This window comes from Pedobacter sp. R-06, from assembly GCF_049913135.1.
Taxonomy (GTDB): Bacteria; Bacteroidota; Bacteroidia; order Sphingobacteriales; family Sphingobacteriaceae; genus Pedobacter.
Window position 1 is genome coordinate 2382247 of record NZ_CP183977.1, and the last position, 16862, is coordinate 2399108.

Annotated in this window: 11 protein-coding genes; all 11 read left to right on the top strand. The window is 39.7% G+C overall.

Translation table 11 applies throughout. The features are described from left to right. Positions 1 to 181 precede the first annotated feature (181 nt). The 11 genes from ACN9MR_RS09730 (at position 182) to ACN9MR_RS09780 (ending at position 16821) form a co-directional block, all read left to right on the top strand. Positions 182 to 1345 (top strand): CaiB/BaiF CoA transferase family protein, encoded by a 1164-nt coding sequence (locus ACN9MR_RS09730; protein WP_426329507.1) that lies wholly within the window; start codon positions 182 to 184, stop codon positions 1343 to 1345. Continuing rightward, positions 1338 to 2576: an extracellular solute-binding protein gene (locus ACN9MR_RS09735; RefSeq protein ID WP_426329508.1), complete on the top strand. Its 1239-nt coding sequence runs from the start codon at positions 1338 to 1340 to the stop codon at positions 2574 to 2576. Before ACN9MR_RS09730 ends, ACN9MR_RS09735 begins: the two co-directional genes overlap by 8 nt. Further along, positions 2573 to 3655: a Gfo/Idh/MocA family protein gene (locus ACN9MR_RS09740; protein ID WP_426329509.1), complete on the top strand. Its 1083-nt coding sequence runs from the start codon at positions 2573 to 2575 to the stop codon at positions 3653 to 3655. The genes ACN9MR_RS09735 and ACN9MR_RS09740 overlap by 4 nt, the downstream gene beginning before the upstream one ends. A gap of 210 nt (positions 3656 to 3865) precedes the next feature. After that, a complete protein-coding gene (locus ACN9MR_RS09745; RefSeq protein WP_426329510.1) occupies positions 3866 to 4309 on the top strand; it encodes a MaoC/PaaZ C-terminal domain-containing protein in 444 nt (147 codons plus the stop codon). A 150-nt stretch (positions 4310 to 4459) separates the two neighbouring features. Further along, positions 4460 to 5761 (top strand): L-fucose:H+ symporter permease, encoded by a 1302-nt coding sequence (fucP, locus tag ACN9MR_RS09750; protein ID WP_426329511.1) that lies wholly within the window; start codon positions 4460 to 4462, stop codon positions 5759 to 5761. Between the two features lie 115 nt (positions 5762 to 5876). Then, positions 5877 to 9281 carry a glycosyl hydrolase gene (locus tag ACN9MR_RS09755; RefSeq protein ID WP_426329512.1) on the top strand — a complete coding sequence of 1135 codons (3405 nt, stop codon included), beginning with the start codon at positions 5877 to 5879 and terminating at the stop codon, positions 9279 to 9281. A gap of 25 nt (positions 9282 to 9306) precedes the next feature. After that, positions 9307 to 9897, top strand: a complete 591-nt coding sequence (locus ACN9MR_RS09760; protein ID WP_426329513.1) for a hypothetical protein — start codon at positions 9307 to 9309, stop codon at positions 9895 to 9897. 43 nt (positions 9898 to 9940) lie between these two features. After that, the gene (locus ACN9MR_RS09765; RefSeq protein ID WP_426329514.1) at positions 9941 to 12004 is read left to right on the top strand and encodes an aceric acid hydrolase; all 2064 of its coding nucleotides are present in this window, start codon (positions 9941 to 9943) and stop codon (positions 12002 to 12004) included. A 128-nt stretch (positions 12005 to 12132) separates the two neighbouring features. Further along, positions 12133 to 13560: a sialate O-acetylesterase gene (locus tag ACN9MR_RS09770; RefSeq protein ID WP_426329515.1), complete on the top strand. Its 1428-nt coding sequence runs from the start codon at positions 12133 to 12135 to the stop codon at positions 13558 to 13560. A gap of 169 nt (positions 13561 to 13729) precedes the next feature. Next, positions 13730 to 15925 (top strand): DUF5703 domain-containing protein, encoded by a 2196-nt coding sequence (locus ACN9MR_RS09775; RefSeq protein ID WP_426329516.1) that lies wholly within the window; start codon positions 13730 to 13732, stop codon positions 15923 to 15925. A gap of 107 nt (positions 15926 to 16032) precedes the next feature. Next, a complete protein-coding gene (locus ACN9MR_RS09780; protein WP_426329517.1) occupies positions 16033 to 16821 on the top strand; it encodes an SDR family oxidoreductase in 789 nt (262 codons plus the stop codon). The last annotated feature ends 41 nt before the right edge of the window (positions 16822 to 16862 follow it).

Sequence of the window (16862 nt, forward strand, 5' to 3'; positions counted from 1 at the left end):
CGATGTAAAAAGATTTGTGGCGACCACAATCACAACGTCAATAAAATTAAACATAAGGTCGTCATTTCGACTGGAGCGCAGCGGAATGGAGAAATCTATAGGACAAAGACCTAATAGATCTCCCAGCTACGGTCGAGATGACGATTGCATTTAGTGAAATGACGATTTAAAAAATAAAATTATGCTACCGCTTGAAGATTATTTAGTTATCGATTTCAGCCAGTTCCTATCGGGGCCATCGGCAGGTTTACGCCTGGCCGATATGGGTGCGCGTGTAATCAAAATTGAGCGTTTGGGTGTTGGCGACATTTGCCGCACGCTTTATACCTCAAATCTGATTATGAACGGCGAATCATCTGTTTTTCATGCCATCAACAGGAATAAAGAAAGTTTTGAAGTTGATTTAAAACGCGAAGAAGATTGTGAAATGGTACGCGAACTGCTTAAAAAAGCAGATGTAATGATCCATAATTTCCGGCCAGGCGTAATGGAGCGTTTGGGTTTCGATTATCAATCCGTAATCGCTTTAAATCCAACCCTAATTTATGGCGAAATTTCAGGCTATGGCAACAATACAGAATGGAAAAACAAACCTGGCCAGGATTTACTCTTACAATCGGTTACCGGCTTAACCTCTTTAACCGGAAATGCCGATAGTGGCCCTGTAGCAATGGGTTTATCCATTGTAGATATGTTGGCAGGCGCGCACCTGGCGCAGGGAATCCTGGCCTGTTTATACCGAAAAGCGTTAAAAAATGAAGGCGGTTTTGTACAGATCAGTATGATGGAATCCGCTTACGATTTCCAGTTTGAAACCATCACCACTTTTATGAATGATGGCGGATCGTTACCCCAACGTTCTAAAAAGAACAATGCAAATGCATATTTAGGCGCTCCTTATGGGATTTATCAAACAGAAAACGGATATTTAGCCCTGGCAATGGCTTCTGTTCCACAGCTCGGGAATCTGCTTGGCTGCGAACCATTAGAAGATTACATTGAAATCGCTGAGGCATTTGATAAACGTGATGAGATTAAAACCATTCTGGCCGATCATCTTTTATCGGCAACTACCGAAAAATGGCTTTCTATTTTAGAACCTGCCGATATTTGGTGTGCCGATGTGTTAAACTGGAATGCCTTAATGGCCCATGAGGGTTTTAAAGTGCTCAAGATGGTTCAGGAAGTGGAAATGACAGATGGTTACAAATATGAAACCACCAGATGCCCGATCCGTATTGATGGAGAATTATTGACTTCACCAATTGGTTCGCCAAAATTAGGACAGGATAATGAAAAAATTATCAAAGAATTTATAACACAGCATACCATTGCAAATGCATAACCAAATAGAAACTTTCAGGATAGCCGTTCGTAAATTTGCGCCATTTGAAGCTGCCATGCAGAAATTCTGGGAACAATATTGTACCCGTTCGGGCTGTACATTAAAGTTGGAAATGGTGGTAATGGACCTGCACGAGCTTTACGATCGTACCATCACTCAAAAAGGTTTGGCAAAAGGCGATTTTGATATTGCGCACATCAGTACCGATTGGGTTTTGGAAGGCTATTCAGACAATGATTTCGAAGTTTTAAATCCCTACATCAACAAAAATAAACCAGATGACTTCCCGAGGGGATGGAGCAGATCGCTTTTAGGGCTGCAGCGTTTCGGCTGGGAAGTGGTGGGCTTACCATTTCATGATGGACCAGAATGTTTTATCTACAGAAAAGATTTATTCGAAAGTGAAACCGAAAAGTCCCGATATTTTGCTCAGTTCGGCAAAACCTTAGCAATACCCAAAACCTGGGAAGATTTTCATCAGATTGCCCGTTTTTTCAACCGTCCTGAACAAAATTTATATGGCAGTATTTTCGCCTGTTATCCCGATGGCCACAATACTGTTTTCGATTTTGCGCTGCAATTATGGACAAGGGGCGGGTCACTGGTTGACAAACATGGTTTTATCCAGATCAATACACAAGCGGCGATTGACGGGCTTAATTTCTACCGGACGATTGTGAATGACAAAACCGCTGTTCACCCAAAATCAGCAGCATTCGAATCTGTAGCCGCAGGAATAGCCTTTTCACAAGGTGAAGCTGCGATGATGATCAATTGGTTCGGTTTTGCAGCGATGTGCGAAGTAGATGCAAACTCTAAGGTAAAAGGAAAGATTGATGTTGAACGATTGCCATGCGCTCCAGGTAAAAACTCAGCTTCGCTAAATGTATACTGGCTTTACACCATTGCAAAGGGTAGTAAAAACAAAGACATTGCCTACGATTTTCTTCGTTTTACACTGGCTGCAGAACAGGATAAACAGCTTACGTTAGCAGGAGGGATAGGTTGCAGGATTTCGACCTGGAAAGATGAAGAAATTAACCAGGTTATTCCTTATTACCATAAATTAGAACAATTACACGAGGTGGCCAATATGTTGCCACAGAAACAAAATTGGGCGGCTATTGCCGCCATTATCGACCAAATGGTGTTGCAAGCCATCAATACCGATGTCGCAACCAAAGAACTCATCCAGCTTGCACAGAACCAGATTAATGAAATTGACAAATGAGTATTGACATCAAATATAAACCCGAACTACCACAGCGCAAACAGCCCATCATTATGATTGGTGCAGGGGGGATAGTGGCCGATGCGCATCTTCCGGCATATAAAATTGCCGGTTTTGAAGTGCACGGCATTGTAAACCGGACGAAAGAACGGGCACAGAAATTGGCTGATGCTTTTGGAATTCCAAACGTATATAATTCAGTGGCCGAAGCCGTAAAACTGGCACCAGCAAATGCAATTTACGATTTAACCATCATGCCTGAGCAATACATCGAAACATTAAAGCAGTTGCCGGATGGAAGTGCGGTGTTAATTCAAAAACCCATGGGCGATGATTTTACACAGGCAAAAGAAATCCTCGAACTCTGCAGAACCAAGAATTTAAAAGCAGCTATAAACTTTCAGTTGCGTTTTGCACCATTTGTAAGTGCCGCAAAATACATCATCGATAAAGGTTTAATCGGCCAATTATACGATATGGAAGTCCGCGTAACGATTAAAACACCCTGGGAAATTTTTCCGCATGTAATTATTCATCCGCGTTTAGAAATTCAATACCATAGTATTCATTATGTCGATTTGATCCGTTCGTTTTTGGGCAATCCAGAGAGTATTTTAGCAAAAACCCTAAAACATCCGGCGAAAAGCTTGTCATCATCTCGTTCTACGATATTATTCGATTATGGCGACACCATGCATGCAGTAATCAACACCAACCATGACCATGATTTTGGTCCAAAGCACCAGGAAAGTTATATTAAATGGGAGGGAACCAAAGGCGCAATTGTAGCTAAAATTGGTTTATTAATGGATTACCCTCATGGTGTACCTGATGTTTTTGAATATTGCATTGTAGAAGATGGAAAATCACCGGAATGGCAAACCGTTAAGCTGGAGGGATCTTGGTTTCCTGAGGCTTTTATTGGTACTATGGCCAGTTTGATGCGCTATAATGAAGGTTCAAGCGATGTACTGCATACCAGTGTGGAGGATGTGATTCAAACTATGGCCGTGGTAGAAAGTGCTTATCAATCAAGTGATATTGGTGGCGTAAAGGTAAAAGAACGATTAAATAAATAGAACGTCATTGGGAGGTATGGACTGAGTGAGCCAACCTGTGCTGATTTTTATCGGTAAAGCAATCTGTTTTGCAAGAAAGATTGCTTCGTTTCGATGAAAAATCGAAAACTCGCAATGACGGAATTATAGATAAAAAACACAAAATCGTCCTCGTTTGTAACGAGGATGCAGGAGAAAAGCGATTGCATCGCTTATAAAAAGTTAAAAACTATGTATTTCAAATCAACATTTTTTGAAGATTATCAATTACAGGATAAACGTATAACACTAGGTCGCACAATAACCGAAACCGATTTTGTAGTTCATGCAGGTCATACAGGCGATTTCTTTCCACATCATATGGATGCCGAATGGTGTGCAACACAACCTTTCAAACAAAGAATTGCGCATGGAACAATGATCTTTAGTATTGGTATCGGTTTAACCGCATCAGAAATTAATCCGGAGGCCATGAGTAAAGGATATGATAAACTGCGTTTTGTAAAACCCGTTTTCATTGGCGATACCATTCATTCCGAAATCACGATCTCTGAAAAAGGAGAGAGCAAAAGGCCAGAATATGGCACTGTAACCGAACACGTAGAAATCGTTAACCAACATGGAGATGTTGTACTAGTCTGCGACCATCTTTTGGTGGTGAAAAAGGTTCATTAGTTCAATCGTCAATAGTTCATTGGTCTGGGCGCCTATAGCGATAGTCTTACCAGACATAATTAACACCAATGAACAAATGACTAATGAACCAGTGACTAATGAACCAATGACAAATGAACCAATCAACTATAGAACTAAACCGATGAACCAATGACTAATGAACCAGTAACCACACAGCCAGAAATTGTAACTGAGGGCGATCCGTCATCAGGAAAGAAGTATTTATTACCATTTATACTCGTAATCAGCTTATTTTTCCTTTGGGGAATGGCACATAACCTCGATTCAATCTTAATTCCGCACCTAAAGAAAGCCTGTAACCTCAATAACAGACAATCTACATTGATCGATACTTCTGTTTTCTTCGCTTATTTTTTAATGGCTATTCCAGCCGGAATGATTTTGAAAAAGTGGGGTTATAAAGCAACCATGATTTCAGGATTGTTGGCCTTTGCTTTTGGTGCATTTTTATTTGTGCCAGCTGCTAATAACTTATCATACATTACATTTTTAATTGCGCTTTTCATTATTGGCTGTGGTTTAACCATGCTCGAAACTTCTGCTAATCCTTATGCTGCTGTATTGGGCGATCCGGCTAAAGCAACGAGCAGATTAAATCTTGCTGCATCTTTCAACGGACTGGCTGCTATGGTAGCACCAATGATTGGTGGATTGTTTATCCTATCAGGTAAATCGCACAGCAAAGAAGAATTGGCAGCAATGACAGAAGTTAGTAGAAACAGTTACTTTCTTGAAGAGGCTGCATCGGTTAAAACACCTTACATTACACTAGGGATCGTTTTATTGGTCATTGCTATTATATTTTATTTTATCCACCTTCCGGAAATTAAAACAAAAAGTATAGATGGTGAGGCTAAAGGAAGTTTTTTTGGCTCGCTACGCCATAAACACCTTAGGTGGGCTGTTATTGCTCAGTTTTTCTATGTAGGTGCACAGGTTTGCGTAACCAGTTTTTTTATTAGAATGGCACAACAGGGCGGTGGCTTTGACGAAAAAACAGCTGCATCATATCTGGTTGTTTATGGATTTTTATTTACCGCTGGCCGCTTCGCTGGAACGGCGCTCTTACAGTTCATATCTTCAAATAAATTACTTGTAATTTATGCAGTTATATCAATAATCTTATGTCTGGTTGCCATTTTAGGCAAAGGTTCTTATGTAGTTTATGCACTGGGTGCTATCGGCTTTTTTATGTCAATTATGTTTCCAACCATTTTTGCGCTAGGAATTGAGGGTATAGGTGATGATACTAAACCGGGCTCTTCATGGTTAATCATGTCGATTGTAGGTGGCGCAATTCTACCATTCGGTATGGGAAGTTTAATCGATATGTATGGAGACAATATTCAGATCGGCTACAGTATTCCGCTGGTCTGTTTTGTGGTTATTCTTTATTTCGGATTAAGAGGTTATAAAATCGCACACAAATAAATATAAGTCCGTCATCCGATAGCTATCGGATGCGAGGAGGCACGACGTGACAATCTATTCTCGATTGTTTCGCAGGTTGAAAGCCACCTTTGGTATTATAAGAAAATAAAAAAAAATGAAATTTAGGTTTAGCAAGATTTTAATATTCATTCTGTTGTCATGCTTTTGCTTTGCATCAATTGCTGGTGCACAACAGAACGAAAGTGCAAAACCTTGGGTATTTTGGTATTGGGTAAAAGGGGGAGTCTCAAAAGAAGGCATCACTGCCGACCTGGAAGCGATGAAATTAAATGGTATTGGGGGTGCTTATTTAATGAGCATTCAAGGACCCGATAAAACGCCTGTTTATTCGCCACCCGCAGTTCAGCTGACGCCAGAATGGTGGAAAATGGTTGAGTTTGCCATGACTGAGGCTAAACGGTTAGATCTGAAATTAGGTATGCATGTGAGCGATGGTTTCGCACTAGCAGGTGGCCCATGGATAACACCGGATCTTTCGATGCAGAAAGTAGTCTGGTCTAAAATAAATATCAGTAATACAGCCAATAAGATCAGTTTACCTCAACCAGAATCAAAAGAAAATTATTATAAAGATATTGCCGTTTACGCTTACCCTTCACCAACTGGTGAAAGCACATCAACAAGAACCGTTATCCCAAAAATTACAGCGAGCAATGGAGCCGATGCCACCGGCCTGGTTCAACCAGAGAATAAGAAAAACTTTAATTCAAATGAACCATGTTATATTCAATACGAATTTGAAAAACCTTTCACCTGCCGAACGATAACCATTAAAGTCAACGGAAATAACTATCAGGCACAACGTTTGACTATCGAAGTAAGTGATGAAGGGAAAATCTTCCGATCTATTGGTAGATTAGAAGCACCACGACACGGTTGGCAGGATACCGATGAAGATGTTACCCATTCCATTGTACCTACCACTGCTAAGTTTTTCAGGTTTATTTATGATAAAAAGGAATCAGAACCAGGTTCAGAGGATCTAGATGCAGCCAAATGGAAACCATCATTAAAGCTCGTAAACCTCGAATTATCTTCTGAAGCACAAATCAACCAGTTCGAGGGCAAAAATGGTTCAGTTTGGCGGATCAGTAAGAGAAGCACAGCGGCAGAAATTGCCAAAAACCTGTGTGTACCATTGAATAAGATCATTAACCTAACGGATAAATTAAATCCAGACGGAACCTTACATTGGAAAGCGCCGAAAGGCAATTGGACCATCTTAAGGCTTGGCCATACTTCCACAGGGCATACCAATGCAACAGGTGGCGGTGGTAAGGGATTGGAATGTGATAAATTTAATCCGGAAGCCGTAAAATTACAGTTCGAGAATTGGTACGGTGAAGCTTTAAAACATGGCGGACCAGAAATAGCCAAAAAAGTATTAAGCGTTTTCCATGTAGATAGTTGGGAATGTGGCAGTCAGAATTGGTCGTCCGTATTTAAAGCAGAATTTTTAAAGCGAAGAGGTTACGATTTAACGCCTTATTTACCCATCATGACGGGATTGCCTGTAGAGAATGTATCCGTGTCCGAAAATTTCCTTTACGATGTTAGAAAAACGATTTCAGAATTGGTTGTCGACCAGTTTTACAAAACGCTGGCTAAACTGGCAAAGGATCAGGGCGTAACTTTTACCGCTGAAAGTATTGCACCAACCATGATGAGTGACGGATTGATGCACTACAAAACGGTTGATGTACCCATGGGCGAGTTCTGGTTAAACAGCCCGACACATGATAAACCAAACGATATGTTGGATGCTATTTCGGGCGCACATATTTATGGTAAAAACATCATCCAGGCCGAGGCTTTTACCACCGTTCGGATGGATTGGGACGAAAGTCCAGCTAATATGAAAACCTTACAGGATAGAAACTATGCCCTCGGAATCAATAAGCTCGTTTATCACGTTTTTACACACAACCCCTGGACAGATCGGAAACCTGGAATGACCTTAGATGGTGTTGGCCTATATTTTCAACGCGACCAAACCTGGTGGAAAGCAGGTAAAGCATGGATAGATTATGCAGAAAGAACGCAAAACCTGTTACAACAAGGAAAACCAGTTGTTGATATCGCCGTTTTTACGGGTGAAGAATTACCACGCCGTTCTGTTTTACCAGATAGACTGGTCGAAACCTTGCCCGGTATTTTTGGTGCTGACGTAGTAGAAGCTGAAAAGAAACGCCTCGCAAATGTTGGAGAGCCGTTGAGGCAGATTCCGGCCGGCGTTACCCATTCTGCAAATATGGCCGATCCCGAAAATTGGGTAAACCCATTACGTGGGTATACTTACGATAGTTTTAATCCTGATGTATTGAGTACGGCAACCGTTAAAAATGGCAATGTTGTTTTCGAAAGTGGGGCAACCTATAAAATTTTGGTTTTCACCGGAAAACTAAAGATGAATCCAAATTACCAATACATCAGCTATCAAACGATTAAAAAACTTTTAGAATTGATTAAGGCCGGTGCAAAGGTAATTGTTGCAGATAAACCACGCTATCAAAACGGTTTAAAACAAGTGAGTAAAACTGAGTTTGATAAGGTGGTTAACGAGATTTGGGATAGAAATGTTAAACCTAACTTTATTAAGAAAATAGGACTTGGAGTAGTAATTAAAGCGCCGTATTATAGCGAAAACTTTAATAAGTTAAGAGTAGAAAAGGATCTGGATATTAGCGATATACATGATGAAATAACTGATTTACCTCCAATATATTCAAAAAAAATAGCCTTTTCACATAGACAAAACGGCTTTAAAGAAATTTATTTCATCGCTAACCAAGAGCATAAAGAAAGGTATTTATTTTTTTCATTCCGTGTGATAAATAAAATCCCGGAGTTTTACGATGCTGTTAATAATCAAAAAATCGATGTAAAACAATGGGGAACCTTCAACAAAAGAACTTGGTTGAATATGAAATTAAAAGCCAATCAATCCATTTTTGTAATCTTCGAAAAGCCAACTACAGAAACCCAGGCCAATGGAGGAGATAACTGGTTAAGCTTCAAAACCATTCAGGATATTTCCAAAACCTGGAAAGCGAAATTCGATACGGCTTATGCTGGCGCATCAAAACCTGTAATTTTTAACGACTTAACCGATTGGACATTAAATGCCGATAGCTTGGTTAAATATTATTCAGGAACTGCAGTTTATACCAAAACCTTCAACTTTAACGGAGAGCTTAAAGATAAAATCTGGCTTGATTTAGGCGAATTCTCCAGTATTGCCGAAGTAAAAATCAATAGAATAAACTGCGGTACTTTGTGGACTGCTCCGTACCGTTTAGAAATTAGTAAAGCCATTAAAAAGGGCGAGAACCAAATTTCCATTGAAGTGACAAATACCTGGGCTAACCGTTTAATTGGCGATAGCAAATTACCTGAAAATAAAAGAATTACAAAAACAACTGCACCTTTCCGATTGGAAGGCAAAGCTTTAAATCCTGCAGGATTATTAGGACCCGTGGTGATACAAGTGGAAGAGTAAATGGGAATTTAATATTTCAAAATAAATGAAAAAAATAATTGTATTAATTCTGGCTTTTACCCAAACTATTATTTACGCTCAACAAAAGAAGGTGAAGGATAATTTTAATGTCCAGATCAGGTTAGAAAAGGGCGATTTAAATAAAGATGGTTTAATCGACAAAACCGTAATTATGATGGATACGATCGATGCAGCGGTTCCATTAAGGTTACAAATATTTTTATTACAGCCAAATAAGAAATTTAAAATGGTTTTCTCCTCAACCGATGTAATTGAACCCCAATACATAAACGGCGTACATACTAAAAATCAAATCCCTTATTTTTTTATTGAAAAAGGATTTTTATTAATGAACACCGAAAAAAATGATGTTCGCTTTGAGTATAAATTCATCTATAAAAATGGAATTTTTCAATTGATTAAAGTCTCTAGCGTGGTTTATGATGGGAAAAATGCGACAACCGAAACTGTATTTGATCTTTTAACAGGAGTGAGAACTGAAACGACAACGTTATTGGGTTCCGAAAAAATCCTTAAAAAAACTACAAAGAAAATGATAATCAGGCCATTACCTACGCTTCAGAATCTAAGGACTTTTAGCAATAAATTAGATTAGTAACAAAAAACCAGAAACATTTCAGGTTAAAAACTAAAAAATAATGAAAAGGTTACCACATATATCCGAAAATTTTGTCCTGCAGACTTTACGACTTCAGGTAATTATTTGTGCAACGCTTTTTCTAATGTTAAGCGCTAAAGCACAAGACAAAGCTTTGGTTAATACGTCAAATTCGCCTTATGCGAAACTGCACAGCATCAATATGACGGATGTAACCTGGACAAAAGGATTTTGGGCTGACCGCTTTAAAGTGGCTACCGAAACTATGGTACCCAATATGTGGGCCATTTATAACGATCCCAAGATCAGTCATGCTTTTGAAAATTTCAAAATTGCAGCAGGCTTAGATACAGGTTCGCACGCTGGTCCATCTTTCCATGATGGCGATTATTATAAAACGCTGGAGGCTGTAGCTGTTCTGTATGCCTCAACCAAAAATCCAAAACTGAACGAAATGATGGATAAGGCAATTGTGGTAATCGGTAAATCGCAACGCCACGATGGCTACATCTATACCAAAGCCATGATTGAGCAACGTAAAACAGGCGCTAAAAACCAATTCCAGGATAGGTTGAGCTTCGAATCGTACAATATAGGCCATTTAATGACGGCGGGCTGCATCCATTACCGTGCAACCGGAAAAACTACTTTGCTCAACATTGCTAAAAAAGCAACTGATTATCTGTATAATTTCTATAAATCTGCTTCGCCAACATTAGCACGAAATGCCATTTGCCCATCGCATTATATGGGCGTGGTAGAAATGTACCGCACCACGAAAGATCCCCGTTATTTAGAACTGGCCCAACATTTAATCGCTATCAAAGGAAAAATTGATGATGGCACAGATGATAACCAGGATCGCATTCCTTTCCTGCAGCAAACCAAAGCCATGGGCCATGCCGTTCGTGCCAACTACCTTTATGCCGGTGTGGCTGATTTATATGCCGAAACGGGTAAAGATTCTCTTTTAAAAACATTGAATTTAATGTGGGATGATGTCAATCAGCACAAAATGTACATTACGGGTGGTTGTGGCTCGTTGTATGATGGAACTTCTCCCGATGGCACATCCTATAATCCGGCCGATGTGCAGAAAATTCACCAGGCTTTCGGCCGTGATTTTCAATTGCCCAATTTTACGGCACATAACGAAACCTGCGCCAACATCGGTAACGTACTTTGGAACTGGCGCATGTTGCAGATTACAGGCAATGCAAAATATGCTGATGTAATGGAACTGGCTTTACACAATAGCGTTTTATCTGGAATTAGCTTAGATGGAAAAAACTTTTTATATACCAATCCTTTAGCACAATCAGACGATTTACCATTTAAACAACGCTGGTCTAAAGATAGGGTGCCTTATATCGCATTATCCAATTGCTGTCCGCCAAATGTAGTCAGAACCATTGCTGAAGTTAGTGATTATGCTTACAGTACTTCAGATAAAGGATTGTGGTTCAATTTGTATGGTGGTAATAACCTAAATACAACATTAACTGATGGTCAGAAAATTTCTTTGTCCCAGGAAACCAATTATCCCTGGGATGGGAAGATCAAAATCAGCATTAAGGAAATAGGGAATAAAGCTTATTCATTATTTTTGAGAATCCCTTCATGGACCCATGATGCACAGATCACTGTCAATGGAAAAACTGAAAATGTTAAAGCCATTTCCGGAACTTATGCAGAAATCAACCGCGTTTGGAAAAAAGGTGATGTAATAGAATTAAATCTCCCTATGGATGCCACTTTGATAGAAGCTAATCCTTTGGTTGAAGAAAACAGGAATCAGGTAGCGGTAAAACGCGGACCAGTTGTTTACTGCCTGGAATCGACAGATTTACCTGGTAAAAGTATTTTTAATGCTTTTATTCCGGCTTCAACCATATTCGAGGCCAAACCCATTAATATCGATGGTGCTGCAATGATGGGTTTGGTAGGAAATGCAAAAATGGTAACGACAAACAACTGGAAAAATGTATTGTACAGGCCCATTGAAGATAAAAATACAACAACAGAAATTAAACTGGTGCCATACTTTGCCTGGGGAAACCGTGGCCATTCAGAAATGTCGGTATGGTTGCCGGTGAGTAGATAATGTGTAGGGGACTGGTAGGCGTTTCGTCATGCTGAATTTATTTCAGCATCTTTCTAGCTTAGAAGCTTAACCGTTAAGACCCTGAAATAAATTCAGGGTGACGCCCAACTAAAAAATAAATAAAAACAATGAAACTAAAACTCTTCATATTCTTAAACCTCACTTGTGGCCTCATCGCGTCGGCCACGGTAAAACCTGCATCGATTTTTACCGATCATATGGTGTTACAACAACAGAGCAATGTTGCCATATGGGGCTGGGCCAGACCCGCTGCCAAGGTAAAAATCAATACTTCCTGGAACAAACAGCACTACACCGTTATTACTGATCAGGCCGGTAAATGGAAAATAAAAATTGCGACTCCATCGGCCGGAGGCCCATATCATATAGAATTAAATGATGGTGAAAAACTTGTCCTGACGGATATTTTAATTGGTGAAGTTTGGTTCTGTGGTGGCCAATCGAACATGGAAATGCCCATGAAAGGATTTAAAAGTCAACCGATAATTGGTTCCAACGAGGCCATTCTAAAATCTGCCAATAAAAACATCAGGCTTTATACTGTTCCACGTTCTTCCATCACCGAACGACAAGAAAACAGCAAAGCTTCGCAATGGAAATTAGCTGCTCCAGAAACCGTTGCCAATTTTAGCGCAACCGCTTATTACTTTGGTTCCTTATTAAGCGAAATGTTAAATGTTCCTATCGGTATCATCAACGATAGTTATGGCGGCTCTACAATTGAGGCCTGGATGTCGCCGGAGGATTTAAAAATATTTCCTGAGATTAAAATTCCCTCAAAAACCGACAGCATAAAAGAAGTAAGCAGAACGCCCACAACTTTATACAATGGGATGCTTTATCCTGTAATCGGTTATGGTATAAAAGGTGCCATCTGGTATCAGGGCGAATCGAATTATGAACGTCCAGACCGCTACGAAGATTTATTCCCTGCGATGGTTTCCTCCTGGAGAAAAAATTGGGATATTGGCGATTTTCCTTTCTACTATGCGCAAATCGCACCCTACAACTATACCCAATTGCCACCTTATCATGTTGGCGGGAAGTTTAACTCTGCCTTTTTACGGGATGCCCAACGTAAATCCCTAACTAAAATCCCAAATTCGGGTATGGCTGTTTTAATGGATATTGGCGAGGAAAAATCAATCCATCCTGCAAGCAAAAAGCAGGGCGGAACACGTTTGGCTTACCTGGCCTTGTCTCAAACTTATGGTATAAAAGGTTTTGGTGCATTAAGCCCGAACTATGAATCTTTGAACATCGATAAAAATAAAGCGGTTATCAAGTTCCAAAATGTAACAAATGGCTTAACTTCATTTGGTAAAGATTTAACCTTATTTGAAGTAGCGGGAGCAGACCATAAATTTTATTCCGCAAAAGCAACTATAACCGGAAGTAGCATTACCGTTTCGGCAGAGCAGGTTAAGGTACCGGTGGCTGTTCGCTATGCCTTTAAAGATTTTGTAACCGGCGATTTATTCGGGAACGATGGCTTACCTGTTTCCTCATTCCGCACTGATGATTGGGAGAATTAGTAATTTTAAAATGAATTTAACCACGAAGCCACTTAGTATTTTATTTAGGAACTTAAATGTTCTGATATGCCTAATATGGTCAAAAAAACACAACCTTTTCTGTGTATGCTCTGTGTTTTTGTGGTTCCTCACCTCAAATGTTTTTTCACAAGAAAAACCCTTAAGTAACGTGGTTTGGAATACCCAAAGTCTTAATTCATCAGGATCCATGCCTGTAGGTGGCGGCGATATCGGCCTTAACCTCTGGGTAGAAAATGGTAATGTTCACCTCTATATATCCAAAAGCGGTACTTTCGACGAGAATAATACCTTGCTTAAACTTGGTCGTGTAAAACTCAAATTATCCCCAAATCCTTTCCAGGGGCAATCATTTAAACAAGAACTGATCTTAAAGGATGGTTACGCCCAGATCTCAGGCTCAAATGGTAAATTAAGTGCAAAAATCAATGTTTGGGTAGATGTTTTTAATCCGGTTATCCATTTAGACATTAAATCCAGCCAAAATACCACAACAGAAGCCAGTTACGAAAGCTGGCGCTTTGAAGACCGCATTACAAAAGGCAAAGAGAACAACCAAAATTCATATAAATGGGCGCCTCAGGGTATTGTAAAAACGCTTAAAGACGAAATTGCGTTTAAAAACAATACCGTTCAATTTTACCATCAAAATACACCCGAAACTGTATTCGATATTACCGTAAAACAGCAAGGTCTTGATGATAGAAAGGCCGAATTATTCAATCCGCTAAAAAACCTGATTTTCGGCGGCACAATGCAGGGCGATAACCTGTTTCCGGCAGGGACTTATGAAGGTATCTATTTAAATACCCCCTTTAAAGCCTGGACCTTGAAAAGTAAAAACCCTTTAAATTCTACCAGTATTACCATTACTTTAAATACTGCCACAACGGCTTCAGCAAAGGAATGGGAGTTAAGCTTAAATGCCATAAAGAATAAAAATAGCCAAAAAGCAAGTATAAAATGGTGGAATGACTACTGGGATAAGAGTTTCATTTACATCAATTCGAAAGATGGATCAGCCAATCAATCGGCTAAAAATTATCAGTTATTCAGGTATATGTTGGGTTGCAATGCCTTTGGCAAATACCCTACAAAATTTAATGGCGGTTTATTTACCTTCGATCCGCAACTTACTGATACCGCGCTGAAATATACACCCGATTTCAGGAACTGGGGTGGTGGCACGCACACCGCACAAAACCAACGTTTAGTTTATTGGCCGATGTTAAAAAGCGGCGATTTTGAAATGATGAAGCCTCAATTCGATTTCTACCTGGATTTGTTGAAAAATGCAGAAATCAGAACACAGTCTGCCTGGGGGCACAATGGCGCAAGTTTTACAGAGCAATTGGAAAATTTTGGATTACCAAATCCAGCAGAATATGGATGGAAACGTCCTGCTGATTTTAACAAGGGAATGGAATATAATGCCTGGTTAGAGTATGAGTGGGATACCGTTTTAGAGTTTTGTATGATGATTTTGGAAACGGAAAGGTATAATGGCAATAACATTGACAAATATCTTCCGTTGATTGAAAGTTCACTTAGCTTTTTCAAAGAACACTACAAATATTTAGCCAAACAACGTGGTGCGAAAGCTTTAGATACCGATGGACATTTGGTTTTGTATCCTGGGTCTGGTGCTGAAACCTATAAAATGGCCTATAACGCTACCTCAACCATTGCCGCACTAAAAACCGTTTTAGAACGGCTTCTGGAGCATCCCAATTTAGCTGAAAAGCAAAAATCGGAATGGAAAGCCATGCTAAAAACCATTCCATCTATCAGTTTTAGAAGGTTCGGCGATCGCAGCACAATTGCTCCGGCAAAACTTTGGGAGCGTATTAACAATACAGAAAGCCCGCAGTTGTATCCTGTTTATCCCTGGGGAATTTATGGGATTGGCAAACCTGGTTTAGACACCGCCATTAATACCTTTAAGTACGATACAGATGTATTGAAATTCAGCAGTTATATAGGCTGGAAACAGGACAATATTTTTGCAGCAAGATTAGGTTTAACAGAAGATGCTGCAAAATTAACCACAGCAAAGTTAAAAGACTCGGGAAGGAGATTCCCGGCATTCTGGGGACCTGGCTTCGACTGGACACCAGACCATAATTGGGGCGGCTCTGGTATGATCGGTTTACAGGAAATGCTGATGCAGGTAGACGGAAAAAAGATTTATCTTTACCCTGCATGGCCTAAAGAATGGGATGTACATTTCAAGCTATATGCGCCTTACCAAACCACCGTTGAAGGACAGTTGAAGAATGGAAAATTAATAAATTTAAAAGTATTGCCAGAATCAAGAAAGGCAGATGTAATTAATATGATTAAATAATAGGCTAAGGTTTAGCCACTTCGTCATGCCGAATTTATTTCAGCATCTATCTAAAAAGACCCTGAAATGAATTCAGGGTGGCGGCACACTAAAATAGTTAAAAAGATATGGATTTACAATTAAAAGAAAAAGTTATCATCATTACCGGTGCTGCAAAAGGCATTGGCAGAAGCATTGCAGAAGTATTTGCTAAGGAAAATGCAATTGCTGTAATTGTAGGTAGAAAAGCAGAAGATAATCAAAAAGTAGTTGATGAAATTACTGCGCAGGGCAAACAAGCAGAACAATTTGTTGCAGAACTTTCCAATCCAGATGATTGCGAAAAAGTAGTTAAAGAAATCGTCGCTAAATTTGGAAGGATTGATGGTTTAGTCAATAATGCGGGTGTTAACGATGGAGTAGGTTTGGAAAGTGGAAATTACAAGGATTTCATGGCTTCTCTGCATAAAAACGTAGTGCATTATTATCTGATGGCACATCATGCTTTACCGGAATTGATCAAAAGTAAAGGTGCCATTGTAAACATCACTTCAAAAACCGCCGAAACCGGACAGGGGAATACCTCAGCTTATGCTGCAGCAAATGGTGGTAGAAATGCATTAACCCGCGAATGGGCTGTTGAATTATTAAAATATGGCATCCGTGTAAATGCAGTAGTGGTTGCCGAATGCTGGACACCGGCTTACGAAACCTGGATAGAGACTTTGGATAATGCGGAAGAAAAACTAAAAGAAATCACTTCAAAAATTCCATTGGAAAATAGAATGACAACTGCAGAAGAAATTGCAAATATGACAGCCTTTTTAATGTCTAACAAATCAAGTCATACCACCGGACAGATTATCCATGTTGATGGCGGTTATGTTCATTTAGATAGAGCTTTGGCCAACGCTTAATCCCCACTGACAACGTCATTTCGAGCGGAGTGCAACGCAGT

Bases quoted from the DNA above. Each gene is read 5' to 3' on its own strand.
- ACN9MR_RS09730 (WP_426329507.1), top strand. From the start codon at position 182: ATGCTACCGCTTGAAGATTATTTAGTTATCGATTTCAGCCAGTTCCTA.
- ACN9MR_RS09735 (WP_426329508.1), top strand. From the start codon at position 1,338: ATGCATAACCAAATAGAAACTTTCAGGATAGCCGTTCGTAAATTTGCG.
- ACN9MR_RS09740 (WP_426329509.1), top strand. From the start codon at position 2,573: ATGAGTATTGACATCAAATATAAACCCGAACTACCACAGCGCAAACAG.
- ACN9MR_RS09745 (WP_426329510.1), top strand. From the start codon at position 3,866: ATGTATTTCAAATCAACATTTTTTGAAGATTATCAATTACAGGATAAA.
- fucP (WP_426329511.1), top strand. From the start codon at position 4,460: ATGACTAATGAACCAGTAACCACACAGCCAGAAATTGTAACTGAGGGC.
- ACN9MR_RS09755 (WP_426329512.1), top strand. From the start codon at position 5,877: ATGAAATTTAGGTTTAGCAAGATTTTAATATTCATTCTGTTGTCATGC.
- ACN9MR_RS09760 (WP_426329513.1), top strand. From the start codon at position 9,307: ATGAAAAAAATAATTGTATTAATTCTGGCTTTTACCCAAACTATTATT.
- ACN9MR_RS09765 (WP_426329514.1), top strand. From the start codon at position 9,941: ATGAAAAGGTTACCACATATATCCGAAAATTTTGTCCTGCAGACTTTA.
- ACN9MR_RS09770 (WP_426329515.1), top strand. From the start codon at position 12,133: ATGAAACTAAAACTCTTCATATTCTTAAACCTCACTTGTGGCCTCATC.
- ACN9MR_RS09780 (WP_426329517.1), top strand. From the start codon at position 16,033: ATGGATTTACAATTAAAAGAAAAAGTTATCATCATTACCGGTGCTGCA.